At 54.2% G+C, this 15,782-nt stretch carries 13 protein-coding genes; 4 read left to right on the top strand and 9 right to left on the bottom strand.

Annotated features, from left to right (window positions below):
• Positions 1-127: 127 nt before the first annotated feature.
• Positions 128-1,108: an NAD(P)H-binding protein gene (locus SynPROS91_RS04420; RefSeq protein WP_304623026.1), complete on the bottom strand. Its 981-nt coding sequence runs from the start codon at positions 1,106-1,108 to the stop codon at positions 128-130.
• 257 nt (positions 1,109-1,365) lie between these two features.
• On the opposite strand from SynPROS91_RS04420, the gene malQ reads away from it, so the two are divergent.
• Positions 1,366-2,892, top strand: a complete 1,527-nt coding sequence (malQ, locus tag SynPROS91_RS04425; RefSeq protein WP_186518741.1) for a 4-alpha-glucanotransferase — start codon at positions 1,366-1,368, stop codon at positions 2,890-2,892.
• Here malQ and SynPROS91_RS04430 read toward each other — a convergent pair.
• Both SynPROS91_RS04430 and SynPROS91_RS04435 read right to left on the bottom strand, forming a co-directional pair.
• Positions 2,859-3,707: a RodZ family helix-turn-helix domain-containing protein gene (locus SynPROS91_RS04430; RefSeq protein WP_186518743.1), complete on the bottom strand. Its 849-nt coding sequence runs from the start codon at positions 3,705-3,707 to the stop codon at positions 2,859-2,861. The two genes, malQ and SynPROS91_RS04430, sit on opposite strands and share 34 nt — an antisense overlap.
• 13 nt (positions 3,708-3,720) lie before the next feature.
• Complete coding sequence (locus SynPROS91_RS04435) at positions 3,721-4,455, bottom strand: pseudouridine synthase (protein ID WP_186519450.1); 735 nt, start codon at positions 4,453-4,455, stop codon at positions 3,721-3,723.
• 179 nt (positions 4,456-4,634) lie between these two features.
• Here SynPROS91_RS04435 and SynPROS91_RS04440 point away from each other — a divergent pair, with 179 nt between their 5' ends.
• Positions 4,635-5,600, top strand: coding sequence for an RpoD/SigA family RNA polymerase sigma factor (locus tag SynPROS91_RS04440; protein ID WP_186518745.1), 966 nt, complete (start codon positions 4,635-4,637; stop codon positions 5,598-5,600).
• Positions 5,601-5,608: 8 nt separating this feature from the next.
• On the opposite strand, the gene SynPROS91_RS04445 is transcribed toward SynPROS91_RS04440, so the two are convergent.
• Both SynPROS91_RS04445 and SynPROS91_RS04450 read right to left on the bottom strand, forming a co-directional pair.
• A complete protein-coding gene (locus SynPROS91_RS04445) occupies positions 5,609-6,088 on the bottom strand; it encodes a hypothetical protein (protein WP_186518747.1) in 480 nt (159 codons plus the stop codon).
• 43 nt (positions 6,089-6,131) lie between these two features.
• On the bottom strand, positions 6,132-7,781 hold the full coding sequence (locus SynPROS91_RS04450; protein WP_186519452.1) for an AarF/ABC1/UbiB kinase family protein: 1,650 nt from the start codon (positions 7,779-7,781) through the stop codon (positions 6,132-6,134).
• 240 nt (positions 7,782-8,021) lie between these two features.
• Between SynPROS91_RS04450 and SynPROS91_RS04455 the strand changes: the two genes are divergently transcribed.
• Positions 8,022-9,446 carry an aminotransferase class I/II-fold pyridoxal phosphate-dependent enzyme gene (locus SynPROS91_RS04455; protein WP_186518749.1) on the top strand — a complete coding sequence of 475 codons (1,425 nt, stop codon included), beginning with the start codon at positions 8,022-8,024 and terminating at the stop codon, positions 9,444-9,446.
• A complete protein-coding gene (locus tag SynPROS91_RS04460; RefSeq protein ID WP_186518751.1) occupies positions 9,443-10,363 on the top strand; it encodes a phosphatidate cytidylyltransferase in 921 nt (306 codons plus the stop codon). The genes SynPROS91_RS04455 and SynPROS91_RS04460 overlap by 4 nt, the downstream gene beginning before the upstream one ends.
• 17 nt (positions 10,364-10,380) lie before the next feature.
• On the opposite strand, the gene SynPROS91_RS04465 is transcribed toward SynPROS91_RS04460, so the two are convergent.
• Genes SynPROS91_RS04465 through SynPROS91_RS04480 form a run of 4 tightly spaced genes read right to left on the bottom strand, consistent with a single transcriptional unit; the run spans position 10,381 to position 15,602 of the window.
• Positions 10,381-11,019: a DUF2993 domain-containing protein gene (locus SynPROS91_RS04465; protein WP_186518753.1), complete on the bottom strand. Its 639-nt coding sequence runs from the start codon at positions 11,017-11,019 to the stop codon at positions 10,381-10,383.
• On the bottom strand, positions 11,007-11,882 hold the full coding sequence (locus tag SynPROS91_RS04470; protein WP_186518755.1) for an alpha/beta fold hydrolase: 876 nt from the start codon (positions 11,880-11,882) through the stop codon (positions 11,007-11,009). The genes SynPROS91_RS04465 and SynPROS91_RS04470 overlap by 13 nt, the downstream gene beginning before the upstream one ends.
• Complete coding sequence (locus SynPROS91_RS04475; RefSeq protein WP_186518756.1) at positions 11,879-13,012, bottom strand: iron-containing alcohol dehydrogenase family protein; 1,134 nt, start codon at positions 13,010-13,012, stop codon at positions 11,879-11,881. Before SynPROS91_RS04475 ends, SynPROS91_RS04470 begins: the two co-directional genes overlap by 4 nt.
• 7 nt (positions 13,013-13,019) lie before the next feature.
• Positions 13,020-15,602: an ATP-dependent Clp protease ATP-binding subunit gene (locus SynPROS91_RS04480; RefSeq protein ID WP_186518758.1), complete on the bottom strand. Its 2,583-nt coding sequence runs from the start codon at positions 15,600-15,602 to the stop codon at positions 13,020-13,022.
• Positions 15,603-15,782 lie beyond the last annotated feature (180 nt).

Below are 15,782 nucleotides of genomic sequence, written 5' to 3' on the forward strand. Positions count from 1 at the left end.
CTTTATTCAGGATTAAGTCTAGGGAAATGATTGCTTTTCCAGTGAGGATAGAAGGGCTAGTTGGTATTTGTCTATTCTGATTATATTTCATTGTTAATGTTTGCTTGGGTTGCTTTAGGGAATGTTTTTAAAATAGAGCAGCATCCCCTAATTCTTGTCCGGCCATTCCTTCTTTGTAGACCCTTGCAAAAAACTGTTCGAGGGTGTCCTCTCCAAAAGAAGGGGTTGCGTCGGGGTCGTAGCAATCACGCTTCTCGTCCCAAACCAACATGGATTCACTGGCGTAATAGCAACCGATACGGGCGAATTCAGCCGTGTCTTCCACCGCTGGTAGGAGCGTTGCCACTTTTTCTAAAAGTGCAGTTGGGGCATTCATTACTGCCATCGGTAACGAAAGCATTCTGGGCGAGCGGCCTAGCGTTTTAAAAAGCATTTCCCCTTGCGTGCGGGCGCTGAGAGCTGGACCAGGCCCTCCGATGGGCAAAACTTGATTCACTTTATCGGTTTGGCTTACACAATTAGCCAAGAAGCATGCAAGATCTTTTTCACTGATTGGCTTGCAACTTGTGAGCTCTCCATTGCCAAACATGACATATGGTGCGCCTTTCCTGCAGCTCTCAAATTGTCCGGCAATGCTTTTGAAAAAGGCTGTGGGACGAACAATTGTATGGGTGATTTCTGTGTCTTCCTTAAGCCGAGTTTCGAATGCAAGCTTTGCTTTCTGAAATTCTAGAATTGGCTTTTGTACGCAGATAGCTGAAAGCATCACGAAATGCGCTACCCCAGCCTTGCGACCCTCGTTGTAAGTGTTGAGATTGGCTTGATAATCAATCGCCCATGAATCCTTCTTGCCGCCCGTTCTTGATGCAAGGCAAGAAATCACCACATCGGTGGGTGCGTTGAAGGCGTGGGTTGCGAGTGACGCCGGATTGGTGACATCACCAAATCTCACTTCTGCGCCAGGGAAATCGGCCATCACATCGGTTTGACCCTTGCGCCCTCCGATTCCACTGGATTCGCGGGCGAATGCCATCACCTGATATCCACGCTCGACCAGCTCTTTCACGACAAATCGTCCGATGTACCCAGTGGCCCCGAACACGGCCACTCTCACTTGCTCTGGAGAACGTTCTCGAAAATCATGGCTAGGTGAGAGGGGGGGGAGCACGTCGTGACCAGATCGATCTGAACCAACGCTAAGGCGTGAATCTTCCGTTTACAAACGAAGCCAGCTAGGAGATCTCAGTCATTGCGAAGAGCCTGAGGAACCAGCTTCGAGCGTTGTGAAGACGATCCGTAAGATCACAAAGGTCGGATCATTTTTTATTCCCTTCGACCGTCTGGCACCCCGAATGATTTGCTTCGATGGTTAGTGACTCCAGAAGCGAAAGGGATCGGCGGGTTGGTGTACTCCTTCATCCCACGGCTCTGCCTGATTCACCTGTGTGTGGAAGCTTTGGACGGTCAGCCCGCGAATGGTTGAAGACTTTGGCGAGCCATGGAGTAGCGGTTTGGCAGATTTTGCCCCTTGCTCCGCCTGATGGCACAGGTTCGCCGTACAGCTCACCCTCCAGCTTTGCATTGAATCCTTGGCTCTTGGATGCCGAAGATTTGGCAGAGGAGAGCTTTTTGGCGTCCAGTGATCTTGGGAGTCTTCCTGGAGCTGAACCCAAGGCGGAAGCCTTGTCTGTGCTGGATTTTCAGCTGGCCGATGCGCGTGCTTCGGCACTGGCCCGCGCCCTTGCAGCCCATTGGCCTCAGCAATCCTCTGCGCGCAAACAACAATTTGCACGCTGGAGGGTTGACCAAACGCATTGGCTGACAGATCACGTCAATTTCGTGGTGCTGCGAGATCAACACAACGGTTTGCCTTGGTGGTCTTGGCCCCATCCGCTCGCTGTGCAACAACCTGATGCCTTGGCTCAGTGGCGGCTTCAGCATGGTGAGGCTTTGCTGGAGCAGGAACTTCTCCAGTGGCATCTCGATCGACAGTGGCAACGCCTGCGCGAGCAAGCACGGGAGTTGAACATCGAGATTCTTGGTGATCTGCCCTTTTATGTGGCTCGCGATAGCGCCGATGTTTGGAGCCATCGATCCTTGTTTTCGATTGCGGCTGATGGACGCTTACGGCTTCAGAGCGGCGTGCCACCCGATTACTTTTCGGAGACCGGTCAGCTCTGGGGGACGCCGGTTTACAGCTGGGCGCGCCATCGGCGCACTGGATTTCGTTGGTGGCGCAATCGCTTGAAGCGGCAGTGGATGCTTGCCGATCGCTTGCGCTTGGATCATTTCCGCGCTCTCGCTGGTTTTTGGGCGGTCCCTGGCGACGACGACACGGCTCAAAATGGGGTGTGGCAGCGCTCACCCGGCCATGAGTTATTGCGGCTCCTACGTCGCGATGCGGGAGGGAAGCTTCCCATCGTTGCCGAAGATCTTGGCGTGATCACGCCAGATGTGGAACGGCTCCGTGATCGCTTTCGTTTACCAGGAATGAAGGTGTTGCAGTTCGCCTTTGATGGCAACCACCGCAATCCCTATTTGCCAAGCAATATCAAAGGCCGCCGATGGGTGGTCTACACCGGTACCCATGACAACCCCACAACGATGGGGTGGTGGCAGCGACTGGATGAATCGTCTAGGCGCCAGCTTGGTGAGGTGCTGGGCTGTCATGTGGAAGCACCCGGATGGCAATTGATGGAGCTCGCGATGGCAACGTCTGCTGAGCTCGTGGTGTCTCCTTTGCAGGATTTGCTGCATTTGGATGATCAAGCACGATTCAATACTCCAGGCACCGTTGGCGGCAATTGGTGCTGGAGGATGGGCACTTTTGATGAGGCCTTGCAAGGGGCCCTCAAGGGTTACGGCGAGAGGGCTGCGGTCTGGGGCAGGTGATAAATACCAGGTTGATTGGTCCTAGGAGCGAGGACCTGTCCGTTCCAGCTCACGGAGTCGGCCTCGCCTGGTGGAGGCTTGATGCTGAGGTCAACTGGGGGTAGCAGCTGCAAGGTCACTGTTCCGGTGGCGCCCTGAAGGTTGGTTCGATCTCCTCCTTCACTGCTCAGGCTGATCTGCCGTGGTTGGTTGAGGTTGATCTCGAGAACGCCAGGTCTTGTGAGTTGATCGAGAGGGAGAGCCCCCTGACCGAGACTGGCAGTGATCTCCTCCTCCAGCGGGCGCAAGCCCTTCAAAATTTGATCAGAGTCCAGCGGTGTATTGATCGGGATTGGCTTTGGCGAGAAGGCATTGATGTTGATCAGATGACGTTGTTGATGGTTCAGAGCCAGAATCGATCCGATCATCACAGCGCCATACACCACGCTCCCTTGCCACGTGGTGAAGATATCGATGCTGCCGAGAGTGAAGCGCGAGCCTCGACCATTGGTCGCCAATCGATTCGATCCAGGGCTGTTAGGTAGGGCTGCACTAAGGCTGTTGCTGGGGAGGTCTAAATAGGTTTCCAAGCGCTGCAACATCGCCACGAGATAGGCGGTTTCTGGTAAGCGGTCTTGCCAGCCGCGTTCGAGGGCCTCTAGCACAGGCGTTGTGATTCTTACCTCGTTCGAAAGGTCTCGGATGCTGAGCCCCTTTCGTTCCCTTTGTTCGCGCAAAAGTTCTCCCGCCTCCTCCAGGGAGTTGTTGCTGCTCTCAATCGATGGGGGAGCGAGTTGCTTGTTGTTGTGACGTCGCCAAGGGAGGGGAAACTTCATCTCGGCGATGCCGTTATGAGGGGCACTCGTTCCGTTCTAAACGGATGGAGGTCCATTCTGAACGTGTTAACTCACGCCAGTGGCCCTCGGGCAAAGAACCAAGATCAATAGACGCGATTGCTGTTCGTTGAAGATCCAGCACCGGGTGACCAAGGGCATCCGCCACCCTGCGGATTTGGCGATTCCTGCCCTCCCTAAGGATCACTTTTAAAAGGGTTTGGTTTGCTCCTTGTTTCAGCAGAGAGACCTCTGCCGGCTGTGTGGGGATGCGATCCAGTTCCACACCGTTGCACCAGCGGTTCAGCGTTGTGGTGGTGGGTTTCCCTCTGACCTGAACCTTGTAGGTCTTGCGGTGCGAGTAGCGGGGGTGGGTGAGCTGCAAGGTGATTTCACCTTGATTGGTTAGGAGGAGAGCTCCGCGGCTGTCTCCATCCAGCCGACCAACGGGGTGGAGACCTCGCCTGAGCGACTTTGGAATGAGATCGAGAACCGTTTGGCGTCCTTGAGGATCACTGCAACTGCTGATCACACCTGGGGGTTTGTTGAGCAGGATCAGCCTTGGGCTCGATGGCTGATCTAGGGGACGGCCATCCACTTCGATGCGGTCTATGTTCGGATCGGCTTGGTCGCCAAGTCCAGCGGTGATCTGATTCACCTTGACCCTGCCTTCGCGCAAAAGCTCCTCAGCGTGTCGTCGTGAACAGATTCCTGCAGCTGCGATTAGTTTTTGCAACCGTTGGCGGGTCACCGGTTCACTCCTTGGCATCGATCAGGGATCAGGGTTGTACCAGACAAGAGCCAAGGCCTTCGCTGCCGTTTTGATGCAGTCATGGCTCATTCTGTCAAGCGGTAAGGGGGGGGGGCGCCAATATGAAGAAAATCCTAAAAAGTGGTAGATTAGGAAACGAAAGTGTTTCGTAATTGTCGATGGCGCCCTTGGCTGTGCTCCCCGATGCGGACCTCGTTCGTTCGTACTTGCGAGACATCGGCCGCGTGCCGTTGTTGAGCCATCAACAGGAGATCACGCTGGGCCGTCAGGTTCAAGAGCTGATGGATCTCGAGGCGCTAGAAGCTGAGATCAAGGACCAACGCGGCGGGGAAGAAGTCGCAAGAGAAGAGGTCGCTAAAGCGGCTGGTGTGAGTGCCGCGCAACTAAAGCGCAAGCTGCAGGCAGGCCGCCGCGCCAAGGAGCGGATGGTGGCTGCCAACTTGAGGTTGGTGGTGAGCGTCGCCAAGAAATACACCAAGCGGAATATGGAGCTGCTGGACTTGATCCAGGAGGGAACGATTGGTTTGGTGCGTGGTGTGGAGAAATTTGATCCCACCCGGGGCTACAAGTTCAGCACCTATGCGTATTGGTGGATTCGTCAGGGCATCACGCGTGCGATTGCGGAGAAGAGCCGCACGATTCGCTTGCCGATTCACATCACCGAGATGTTGAACAAGCTCAAGAAAGGCCAACGGGAATTAAGCCAAGAACTGGGCCGCACCCCATCGGTATCGGAATTGGCCTCGTTTGTGGAACTTCCAGAAGAGGAGGTAAAGGATCTGATGTGCCGGGCGCGCCAGCCTGTGAGTTTGGAGATGAAGGTGGGCGACGGTGATGACACCGAACTACTGGAATTGTTGGCCGGCGATGGTGAGCTGCCGTCAGAACAGGTGGAAGGCGAATGCTTGAAAGGAGATCTGCGCGATCTGCTGAGCCAGCTGCCTGAATTGCAGGGAAGAGTGTTGCGAATGCGCTATGGGATGGATGGTGAAGAGCCGATGAGCCTCACTGGTATTGCCAAATTGATGAAGATGAGTCGTGATCGGACGCGAAGACTTGAACGCGAAGGCTTAGATCTGTTGCGCCGAGGTGATGCACAACTCCAGGCTTATGTTCTTGTTTAGAACTTGATTTAGAAGAATTCGTCGAAGTTATCGAAGTCAACAGCTTTGAAATTCCCTGACTCCACTTGAGTCATTAACCGTTCCAGTTGCACCCATAAAGCCCCACCTGTGAGAAGCGAAAGCAGCATGGAAACTAAGTATCCAGCTCCAGAAGCGAATCCGAAGACCTGAAGCGACCCTCCGATGAACAAGGTGATGCCGAGGAGAGTGCCGGCATAACTCATCGTGACTTCTGCCGTACCAAGGGGCAAAAGAGCGAGGCGATCTTGCTTCCAACCGTCTAAGCGAATCTGGATCAGCTTCGCAAACGTGAGCCCGCACAACACACCGATCGCTAGCCCCAGGCCCGCTACCAGATAGGGCGGCTGGCTAATGGGCGCGTATTCCAGAAAAATTTCACTTGGATCGAGATCACCAAAGAAATCACTGAGTGCATCGAGGTCGGCTTGCTCTAACTCGATGGGCATGAGGTCTGGGGCTAATCCCATAACAGTGAGGGTGTGAGTGTGAGGTGAAAGCGTTGGAGGGACCCTAAGCGGCAGCTAGTGGGTTCAGTTGTTGCAGCATGCGCCCTGCAATCCGGCGAGGATTAAAGGTTCTTCCGAGCAAGGAAGTGAGCGACCTGAGGTCTTCTGTGCTGAGGCGATCGTCACGCACAAGCGTGAGCAGCATGCGTCTGCGTAGGTCGGCGCCATCCTTACTCAGCAATAAGCGCAATCCTGCTCCCGCAACTGGGATCAGCTCAGCGCCAGGTGTGGGCGCATCGCTACCCACGACTTGAAGGAGGCTTTCCAGTCGTTCGAGGCGAAGGTGACCCTCGGAATCAAACAAGACCTCCAGAAGCTTTTCGCGCATCTCTTTGGTGTCTCCAGCCAGGAGTCGTTTGGCCACGTAGGGGTAGGCCACAGCAATGATTTTGAACTCTGGATCAAGACGAAGGGCCAAACCTTCCTGGCTCACAACGGCGCGGATGATCAGGGCGAAGCGAGCTGGCACTCGGAAGGGATACTCGTACATCAATTCTGAAAAGCGATCGGTAATCGCTTTGAAATTGAAGGTGCCAACAGAGTCACCCAGGCTTCCTCCCAACACTTCCCTCAGAGGAGGAATGATCGACTCCAGGTCCGCATTGGGTGCCAAAAATCCCAACTCTTGAAAATCGTTAGCCAGCGCTGAAAAGTCCTTATTGATCAGGTGAACGACCGCACCAGTGAGCGTTAAACGGTCAGAGTCACTGATCGAGTCCATCATTCCGAAGTCCACATAGGCCACATGACCGAGGTCTCCCGTTTGACCGCTCAGGGCAAATAAATTTCCTGGATGAGGATCTGCATGGAAGTATCCATATTCGAGAAGTTGTTGGAGGCCGCTAATCACACCCGTGCGGATGAGGGCTGGGGGGTTGAGACGTTGAGATTTCAACTCCTGCCGGTCTCGCATCTTGGTGCCATGAATCCAGGAGGTGGTGAGCACGCGCCTGGCGGACAACAGTCGTTCAACCTTTGGAATCGTGACGGCTGGATTATCAGCAAACAGGGCTGAAAAACGTTCGGCATTGTCGGCTTCGCAGTAGTAATCAATTTCTTCAAACAGGCTGCGACCAAACTCATCGATGATTTCTCCCAATCCGAAGCCCAAGTTGAGAGGGAGGAACGGTGCTCCCAACACTCCCAAGGTGCGAATCAGCACCATGTCGCGGCGCAAAATAAAGGCGAGATTGGGCCTTTGCACCTTCACAGCTACCCAGTGCTGACCATGCAAACGCGCCTTATAGACCTGACCCAGGCTGGCTGCTGCAACAGGGACGCCTGGAAACTCGTCGAAAAGTTGCTCCACCGGAGCGCCTAGCTCTGCTTCCACGGTTTGGAGAGCGATCGCGTGGTCGAAGGAGGGGAGATCGTCCTGAAGCTTGGTGAGTTCATCGAGCCAATCGCGTCGAATCAGATCAGGCCGAGTGGATAAGGCTTGCCCCACTTTGATGAAACAGGGCCCCAAATTGGTAAGGGTGCGGAGCAGGGTTCTGGCCAGTTTGCGCTGGACCTCGGAATCTTTGCTTCTGCCTCGCAGGAGCAAGCTGATCAATAAACCAGTGAGCGCCCAGATGATTTGAACCACCCGCGGCAAATAAATCCAGGGTCTCAGTAAGAGCCATCGCGCATCTTTTCCAGGTGCATAGCGCATGCGTGCTTCAGAAGCTTCTTTCGATTGGCTGTTGTTGGCCAAACTGGTTCGCACTGCCATATCCAACGCGTCTCGAATCTTCAGATCGTGAATCTTAGGCAGATCGTTCCTTCAAATCGTTTCATTGGTCATTGCATTGCCATCGTTTGCATTGCCATCGTTGTTCTGAATGATGATCACTCCTCGCGATCAAGTCTTTAAGGCGATCGATTTGGCTGGACTGAAGAAGCGCAGGTCCTTATGCACTCCTTAATTCCCTTGCTCCGGCCTGATTGGCGGTTGCCTCTTCACTTGCCGGCGCATGGTCGGGGCAGAGCCTTGCCTCCCGCTCTAAAGCACTTGCTGCGGCAGCCACCCGGTAGTTGGGATCTCCCAGAACTTCCAGAGATTGGTGGTCCCCTTGAGGGGGAAGGTGCTGTTGCTGATGCGCAAGCACGACTGGCTTCTCTTTTGGGTGTTGATGGTTGTTGGTTCGGTGTGAACGGGGCAACCGGTTTGCTCCAAGCAGCACTATCGGCTCTGGCTGGACCTGGGCAGGCGGTGTTGTTGCCGCGCAATGCCCATCGCAGCTTGATTGCTGCCTGTGTGTTGGGAGGGATCCGCCCTGTGTTTTTACCCGTTCCTTTCCTGTCTGATCGTGGACATCCCGGTGCGATGTCTGCGCAGTGCTTGGAGAGAGCGCTCAAGGCCCTGCCTTCCATCCCCGAGGTAATTGTGGGCGCCGTGTTGGTGCATCCCACTTATCACGGTTATGGCTCCGATCCCACGCCCTTAATCGCAGCCCTGCATCGGCGCGGCTTGCCCGTGCTTGTGGATGAAGCGCATGGCACCCACTTTGCTTTCTCCGCTGGTGAGGCCTTACCTCGCTCCTCCTTGCATGCGGGCGCTGACCTCGTGGTGCATTCGTTGCATAAATCAGCGCCTGGTCTCGGGCAGACAGCCGTGCTTTGGCTTCAAGGCATGCGTGTGAGTGCTGAAGCCGTGAAAGCGTCGTTGCTCAGATTTCAGACCAGCAGCCCTAGTGCTCTGTTGTTGGCCTCTTGTGAGGCAACGTTGAATTGGATGCTGAGCCCGGCGTGGGAGCGCCTGCTGCAGCGAAGACTGAAGGAGGCGCATCAGCTTGCAGATCGCCTTCGTGCTGCAGGACTGCCGTTGAGCCGAAGTGATGACCCCTTGCGTTTGATTTTGGTAACTGCTGAAAAGGGAATCAGCGGTCTGGATGCCGATGCCTGGTTCATGCAACGGGGATTGATCGCTGAACTCCCGGAACCCTTTTGTTTGACCTTTTGCTTGGGCTTGGCATCCCAGCGTGGCTTGGCTGCACGGATGCAACGGCTTTGGCGAAGACTCCAGATGTCTCAACCGAGTTCTGGGCCTTTGGAAACGCTTCTCTTGCCGCCTTTGGAGACCAGCTCAACTCCTGAACTGCTTCCAGCGCTTGCCGTTAGGGCTCCAGCCTGTGAGCTGTCTCTTCAGGACAGTGGTGGCCGAATTGCCGCCGAAATGATTTGTCCTTATCCCCCAGGGATTCCCTTGCTCATCCCTGGAGAAAGAATTGGATTGGATCGTTTGGAGTGGTTGTTGGATCAGCACCGGAGATGGCCGGAACTCGTGCCCGGTAAGGTGAAAGTTCTGGCTGAAGGGCCGCAGGTGCAACTGGGGTGATTTCAGACGTAGCAAGCAGCAGCCAAGGCAAAACCAGTAAGGGTTTTGATCGCAAGCGCTTGCTCAGTGGCTTGCTGGCCGGTGCTTTTGGGTTACTGGTCGTGGGCCTTGGCGGCTGGTGGTTCACGCTCGCGTTGGGGGTGATTGTGCATTTGGGTTTGTTGGAATTTTTCCGAATGGCCCAGTTCAAAGGCATGAGACCTGCCACGAAAACAACGCTTGTGGCGTGCCAGCTCTTGCTGTTCAGCACCCAGTGGGCCAATTCAGGAGGTCTGCCTGCTCTTTTGCCTGATGCCGTGCTGCCTTTATCGGGTGCAGCAATTTGTGGTTGGTTGCTCTTGCAGCCCAAAACCGGATCTATTGCTGATATTGCAGCATCAATTTTTGGCTTGTTTTATCTCGGCTTCCTCCCAAGCCATTGGTTAAGGCTTCGCAATCTCACAGATTTTGATGTTGCTCCAATTTTGCAACGTTTAAGTATTGATAATTCCTGGCTTTCATCGGGCTTATTAATCACTCTTGCTGCCTGTTTAATGGTTGTTGCTAGTGATATTGGCTCTTACATGATTGGTCGTCAGATCGGACGTCATCCCTTGTCCCCAATCTCTCCGTCGAAGACAATTGAAGGGGCGATCGGAGGTGCACTCTGCTCTGTGATTGTAGGAGCTTTGATGGCAAGCCTTATGGGATGGACCTTGGCTTGGCTAAGTGGGGGTTTGCTTGGAGCGCTGGTGGCGTTTTTTGCTCTTGTGGGTGACCTAACTGAATCGATGATGAAACGCGATGCAGGTATTAAAGACTCTGGCGATGCCCTCCCCGGTCATGGAGGGATTCTTGATCGGATCGACAGCTATTTGTTTACCCCTGCGGTGGTGTATTACGCCTTGATTTTGATGATTCCTTTGATCGCAAACTAGCGCTTAGAAACTGAAGGTCAGGGACTGATCGTTGCCTTCCCTTCAAGAATGAGTTGGCCTGCTTTGAGATGCGCATTTTGTATGTGAATGCCAGGATCCATCGGCAATAAAAATGATTTTCCTGTTTCGAGATGGGTGATCTCGATGGTGCCCTCTGCGGCCTGAAGACGAAACCGAGCGCGAACAGGATCTTGCGTTGCAATCACGGCAGCCTGCAATTCCAATAAGTCGTCGTCGATGCTCAATGAACGGAGAGGCGTCAGCCCCATCAATTGCTCACTGAGGAGATCTCCCAGCCACCTCCAACGATCATTGGCGAGAGTGCGATTGAGATCGATTCCGCTTAAGACAACTTCCCCATCAATGTTGAAGGGATGGGAGAGCTGAATCGGCTGGCCAGGATGGGAGGGATTGATGTGTGCTCGAAGGGCACCCGTTTTGAGCTCAGCACGCAGAAGGGGGAGTTTCTGAAAACTCACTTTGCGGGCCGTCAAGGACACACCATCCAGCTTGCCCCGTAGCAGTTGTAAAGCTGAACCTTGCAGGTTCAGCTTTAACTCACCTACGTCATCGCATTGACTGCGTATCCAAATCTGCAATCCATTGGAGAGCAGTTGAAGCAGCGGGCCAGAGCTAGTTGCATTCATGGAGGGCATTCTGATCCCAGCCAGCGTTTTGCCACCAACTCCGGCTGATCGATATGGGGAAGATGCCCGCAATTGGCAACCGCTTCCAGCTTGTCTCCCAATAAGTCCTGAGCAGCCCGTTTTTGAGGCGCGCGCAGAATCCGATCTTGTTCACCCCAGAGCACATGCAGAGGCTGGTAGGGAAGTGGGGTACCACAACCGGCAAAGCCTCCGCTGCGGGCGAAGGACGCCAGGGAACGCGCCCACCCAGGCACCTGGAGATGCAGGGATGCAATCTCAATTTCAGGGTCTCCAACGTTGCTGTCTGGATCGGCGAAGGCTTGTCTGCATAACCCTCGTCTGACGCCGGGTCTGCCTAGAAACCACACCCCAAGTTGGTCGAGCACCGGAGGCAGTGGCATCGGTTTGCCGTCCAGTCCTGCTGGAGCTAGAAGCAGCAAGCGGTTGATGCGCTGGGGATGCCGCCGCGCGAGTTCCATGGCAACAGATCCCCCCATTGATGCCCCGATCACACCGATGCCTTCGTCTGTTGGCAAGGTGTCGAGCAGGGCATCGAGATGGTTCAGCACCAGCTCAGGTCCATAGCTGGTTTGTTCTGGTCTAGGGCAGAACCCGAATCCGAATAGATCGGGAATGATCAGCGTGTTGTTGGTTTTGAGCAGGGGCACCAAGCGTCGGAACTCCAGATGGGAGCTATCAAATCCATGCAGCAACAGCACCGGTGGCCCACTGCCCACTGTCACTACTGGGTAGTGGTCTGGCCCGATATCGGTGAAGGAGAGTTCCAACCAGTCCAAGCCTTGGAGCTGCTCACGGGCTAGAGGATCGAGAAGTGTGGAGGATGCGTTCTCGAGAATGCGCTTGCTGGTCAAGCTTCAGTCTCCAGTGAAGGGCTCATGGAGCGACTGTCAGCGTCGGTACTCACGAGAGCTTCAAGCAGATCGGTCTCTGTGACTTCGAAGGGGAGATGGTGTAAGTCGGATCCTGGCCGGCAGGCGAAACTGCAAATGGCGCGCAAGTCATGCAACCCGGTTTCTCCAAGGCCAAGGTCTTGGAGCGTGACTGGGACTCCAAGCTGCTTGAGCAAGGGCAGAAGTTGACGACGGGATTGAGCAGCCAATTGATTCCCACCAAGGCGTTCTTCAAGTCGGAGCTGCACAAGGATGCCGAAGCCCACTTTTTCACCATGCAACCTGCCGTGACATGCCGGCAATTGCGTTAAGCCGTTATGAACCGCATGGGCTGCCACCGTTCTGCACTGCGCGCCTCCAAGCCCACCGATCACACCGGCGGTAAGGCCACAAGCTTCAGCAACCCGTACCCAGGCCTCACTATCAGGATGCGAGATGGCATCAACGGCATCAATCAAGAGTTGATCGCGAAGCACCCTGGCCATTTGAACGGCCTGTTGGATGATTCCGTCTGTGCTGGATCCACTACCTACGGAGGCTTCATACCACTTAGCGAGGGCGTCAGCGATGCCACTGGCCAGGGTTTGCGTTGGGGCTTGACGAATGAGCCCATGATCAAAAATCAAGAGATCTGGACAAGCATCGAGTGCCTCGTCGGAAACAAAGGCTCCATCTTGGGAATAAATGTTGGCAAGAGCTGTCCACCCTGCGCAGGTTGCGGCACTAAGAGGCACCGTGATGCAAGGAAGTTTGAGGCGACATGCCAAGAGTTTTCCTGCATCTAAAACCTTTCCTCCACCGGCTGCAATCACGCAATCGCAGGCCGCTTCCTTCAGAACAGCTTCAAGACGAATGAGGTCTTCCTCGCAGCAGTCGAAGTTGAGTTGGGCCTCCACAACTGTGAGATCTCTTGCAGTGAGATCGGCCTTTAGTCCAGCACGAATGGCTTGGGTTGCAGGGCTACGTCCAAGCAGTAAAGGTCTCTTACAGAGATCAGCAATGACAGGAAGGCTTTGTTGCCACGCATGCCCTCCCCGGATGACCCGAGAAGGAGCGATGGCATGGGTATGACAAACCAACGACGTGGTCATGCTTGCCTCAAACCCCAGCGTTGGCCAGTTGGGGTGTTACTGGGGTGGAGGTGTTGAGGTGGCGAACAACCACTTTTTTGTCGTGGTCGATGTCCACTTCAGCAGAATCACCTTCCTTAATGCGGCCGGTGAGGACTTCCTCCGCCAGGCTGTCTTCGAGAAGACGCATCACCGCACGACGTAAGGGCCTTGCTCCGTAAGCAGGGTTGTATCCCTCCTCGACAAGACGCTCTTTGAAGGCATTGGAGACCGTCAAGGTGATTCCCTTGTCGCCGATTCGAGCAAAGACCTCTTTGAGCATGATCTCCGCGATGTCTTTCACTTCCTCGCGATTGAGTTGACGGAACACAATGATTTCATCGAGACGATTAAGGAATTCAGGCCGGAAGTACTGCTTCAGTTCCTCATTTACAAGGGATTTAATCCTGTTGTACTGATTCTCCTCGGCATTCTCACCAGAGAATTCGAAGCCCAGGCCGCCGCCTCCTTTTTCAATCACTTTCGAACCAATGTTCGAGGTCATGATGATCAAAGTATTTTTGAAATCAACAGTCCTTCCTTTGGAATCGGTCAGGCGACCGTCTTCTAGAAGTTGCAGAAGCAAGTTGAAAACATCGGGATGGGCCTTCTCGATTTCATCAAAGAGCACAACGGTGTAAGGACGACGACGAACTGCTTCTGTGAGCTGTCCTCCTTCGTTAAATCCCACGTATCCCGGAGGAGAACCGATCAATTTGCTGACCGTATGTCTCTCCATAAATTCCGACATATCCAGACGGATCATCGCTTCTTCGCTACCGAAGAAGTACGCGGCTAGGGCTTTGGTGAGCTCTGTTTTGCCGACGCCTGTAGGGCCCGAGAAAATGAAGCTGGCAATAGGTCGATTGGGGTTTTTCAGGCCAACCCGCGCACGACGAATCGCCTTGGACACTGCCTTGACGGCTTCATCTTGTCCGATCAATCGCTGATGAAGAGTGTCCTCCATGTTCAACAATTTGAAGGACTCACTTTCTGTGAGCTTCTGAACTGGAACTCCAGTCCATGAGGCCACGATGTGTGCGATATCTTCCTCATCCACAACAGGAGTGGTGAGGAGTTGAGGTTGTGCTGTTGATCCTTCAGGTGCATCAGAGACCACGGCTTCTCCCACTGCTGCCTCAGTGGTTTGAGCCTCATCACCAGTTTTGACGGGGGTTTCTTCTCTGCTGCTTTGCAGCAATGTTCGGATCTTTTCGCGCAACTCAACTTCTTTATCGCGTAGTTCTCCTGCGCGACTGAAATCTTGTTCGCGAACAGCGTCCTCCTTTTCCTTCTGGACGGCGCGGAGCTCTTTGTCGACTTCCTTGGCTGCAGGAGGCAGCTTGGAATTCAGCAAACGAACTCTGCTTCCAGCTTCATCAATCAGATCAATGGCTTTGTCTGGAAGGAAACGATCGGAGATGTAGCGATCCCCCAAGGTTGCAGCTGCGTCAAGGGCCGCGTCGGTGATTTTGAGGCGATGGTGCTGCTCGTAGCGCTCACGCAGTCCCCTCAGAATTTCGATGGTTTCCGGAATGGAAGGTTCGCCCACCGTGACGGGTTGGAAACGACGTTCCAGAGCTGCATCGCGCTCAATGTGTTTGCGGTATTCATCGAGTGTGGTTGCTCCAATGCATTGGAGTTCACCTCGAGCCAACGCTGGCTTAAGAATATTTGCTGCGTCAATTGCACCTTCAGCTGCGCCAGCACCGATCAAGGTGTGAACTTCGTCGATCACCAAGATCACATTGCCGGCTGATTTGATCTCTTCCATGATCTTTTTAAGCCGTTCCTCAAACTCCCCGCGGTATTTGGTGCCGGCAACAAGCAAGCCGATGTCGAGGGTGAGAACTCGCTTCTCTTCAAGAATGTCTGGGATATCGCCTTGCTGAATCCGTTGGGCCAAGCCCTCGGCAATAGCCGTTTTGCCAACGCCAGGTTCACCGATGAGAACAGGGTTGTTTTTTGTGCGACGGCCGAGGATTTGAATCACTCGGTCGATCTCTTTGTGGCGTCCCACAACCGGGTCCAACTTGGCTTCAGTTGCCAATTGGGTGAGGTTCGTACCGAATTCGTCCAATGTTGGAGTTTTGGTGGACCCTTTGGCTCCACCGCCACCACCAGCACCCACCTCAGCTGTTTCGCCGAGCATGCGAATCACTTGTGTACGCACCTTCGCCAGGTCGACTCCAAGATTTTCGAGCACTCGTGCTGCAACCCCTTCACCCTCGCGAATGAGTCCTAAGAGGAGATGCTCAGTGCCGATGTAGTTGTGACCGAGTTGCCTTGCTTCTTCTAGAGAGAGTTCAAGGACACGCTTGGCACGGGGCGTGAAAGGGATTTCGACGGCAACGAAGCCGGATCCCCTGCCGATAATTTTTTCAACTTCAACACGAGCATCCTTGAGGTTGACCCCCATCGACTTGAGCACTTTGGCGGCGACGCCAGTGCCCTCACCGATCAAACCCAACAAAATTTGCTCAGTTCCAACAAAGTTGTGGCCGAGGCGACGGGCCTCTTCTTGGGCCAACATGATCACCTTGATGGCCTTCTCGGTAAACCGCTCGAACATCTTGAGGGCCGTTAATGGTTAAACCAAGCTATCAGGGATAAAGGGTTGTTGTGATCACTCTCGATACCAACCCAGATCCCAGTAGTGATTTGGGGTGAGACCCTGAAAAAGTGTTAATCAATGCAGAAATGTAGTGCGGGTTTCTGTTCGATCAGGGCGGGTATCCCTACCAGCTGAGTG

The organism is Synechococcus sp. PROS-9-1 (genome assembly GCF_014279775.1).
GTDB lineage: Bacteria > Cyanobacteriota > Cyanobacteriia > PCC-6307 > Cyanobiaceae > Synechococcus_C.

What these genes read in the sequence shown, in the direction of transcription:
- malQ (WP_186518741.1), top strand. Translation starts at nt 1,366, where the DNA reads ATGGTTAGTGACTCCAGAAGCGAAAGGGATCGGCGGGTTGGTGTACTC.
- SynPROS91_RS04430 (WP_186518743.1), bottom strand. Translation starts at nt 3,707, where the DNA reads ATGAAGTTTCCCCTCCCTTGGCGACGTCACAACAACAAGCAACTCGCT.
- SynPROS91_RS04440 (WP_186518745.1), top strand. Translation starts at nt 4,635, where the DNA reads ATGGCGCCCTTGGCTGTGCTCCCCGATGCGGACCTCGTTCGTTCGTAC.
- SynPROS91_RS04445 (WP_186518747.1), bottom strand. Translation starts at nt 6,088, where the DNA reads ATGGGATTAGCCCCAGACCTCATGCCCATCGAGTTAGAGCAAGCCGAC.
- SynPROS91_RS04450 (WP_186519452.1), bottom strand. Translation starts at nt 7,781, where the DNA reads ATGCGCTATGCACCTGGAAAAGATGCGCGATGGCTCTTACTGAGACCC.
- SynPROS91_RS04455 (WP_186518749.1), top strand. Translation starts at nt 8,022, where the DNA reads ATGCACTCCTTAATTCCCTTGCTCCGGCCTGATTGGCGGTTGCCTCTT.
- SynPROS91_RS04465 (WP_186518753.1), bottom strand. Translation starts at nt 11,019, where the DNA reads ATGCCCTCCATGAATGCAACTAGCTCTGGCCCGCTGCTTCAACTGCTC.
- SynPROS91_RS04475 (WP_186518756.1), bottom strand. Translation starts at nt 13,012, where the DNA reads ATGACCACGTCGTTGGTTTGTCATACCCATGCCATCGCTCCTTCTCGG.
- SynPROS91_RS04480 (WP_186518758.1), bottom strand. Translation starts at nt 15,602, where the DNA reads ATGTTCGAGCGGTTTACCGAGAAGGCCATCAAGGTGATCATGTTGGCC.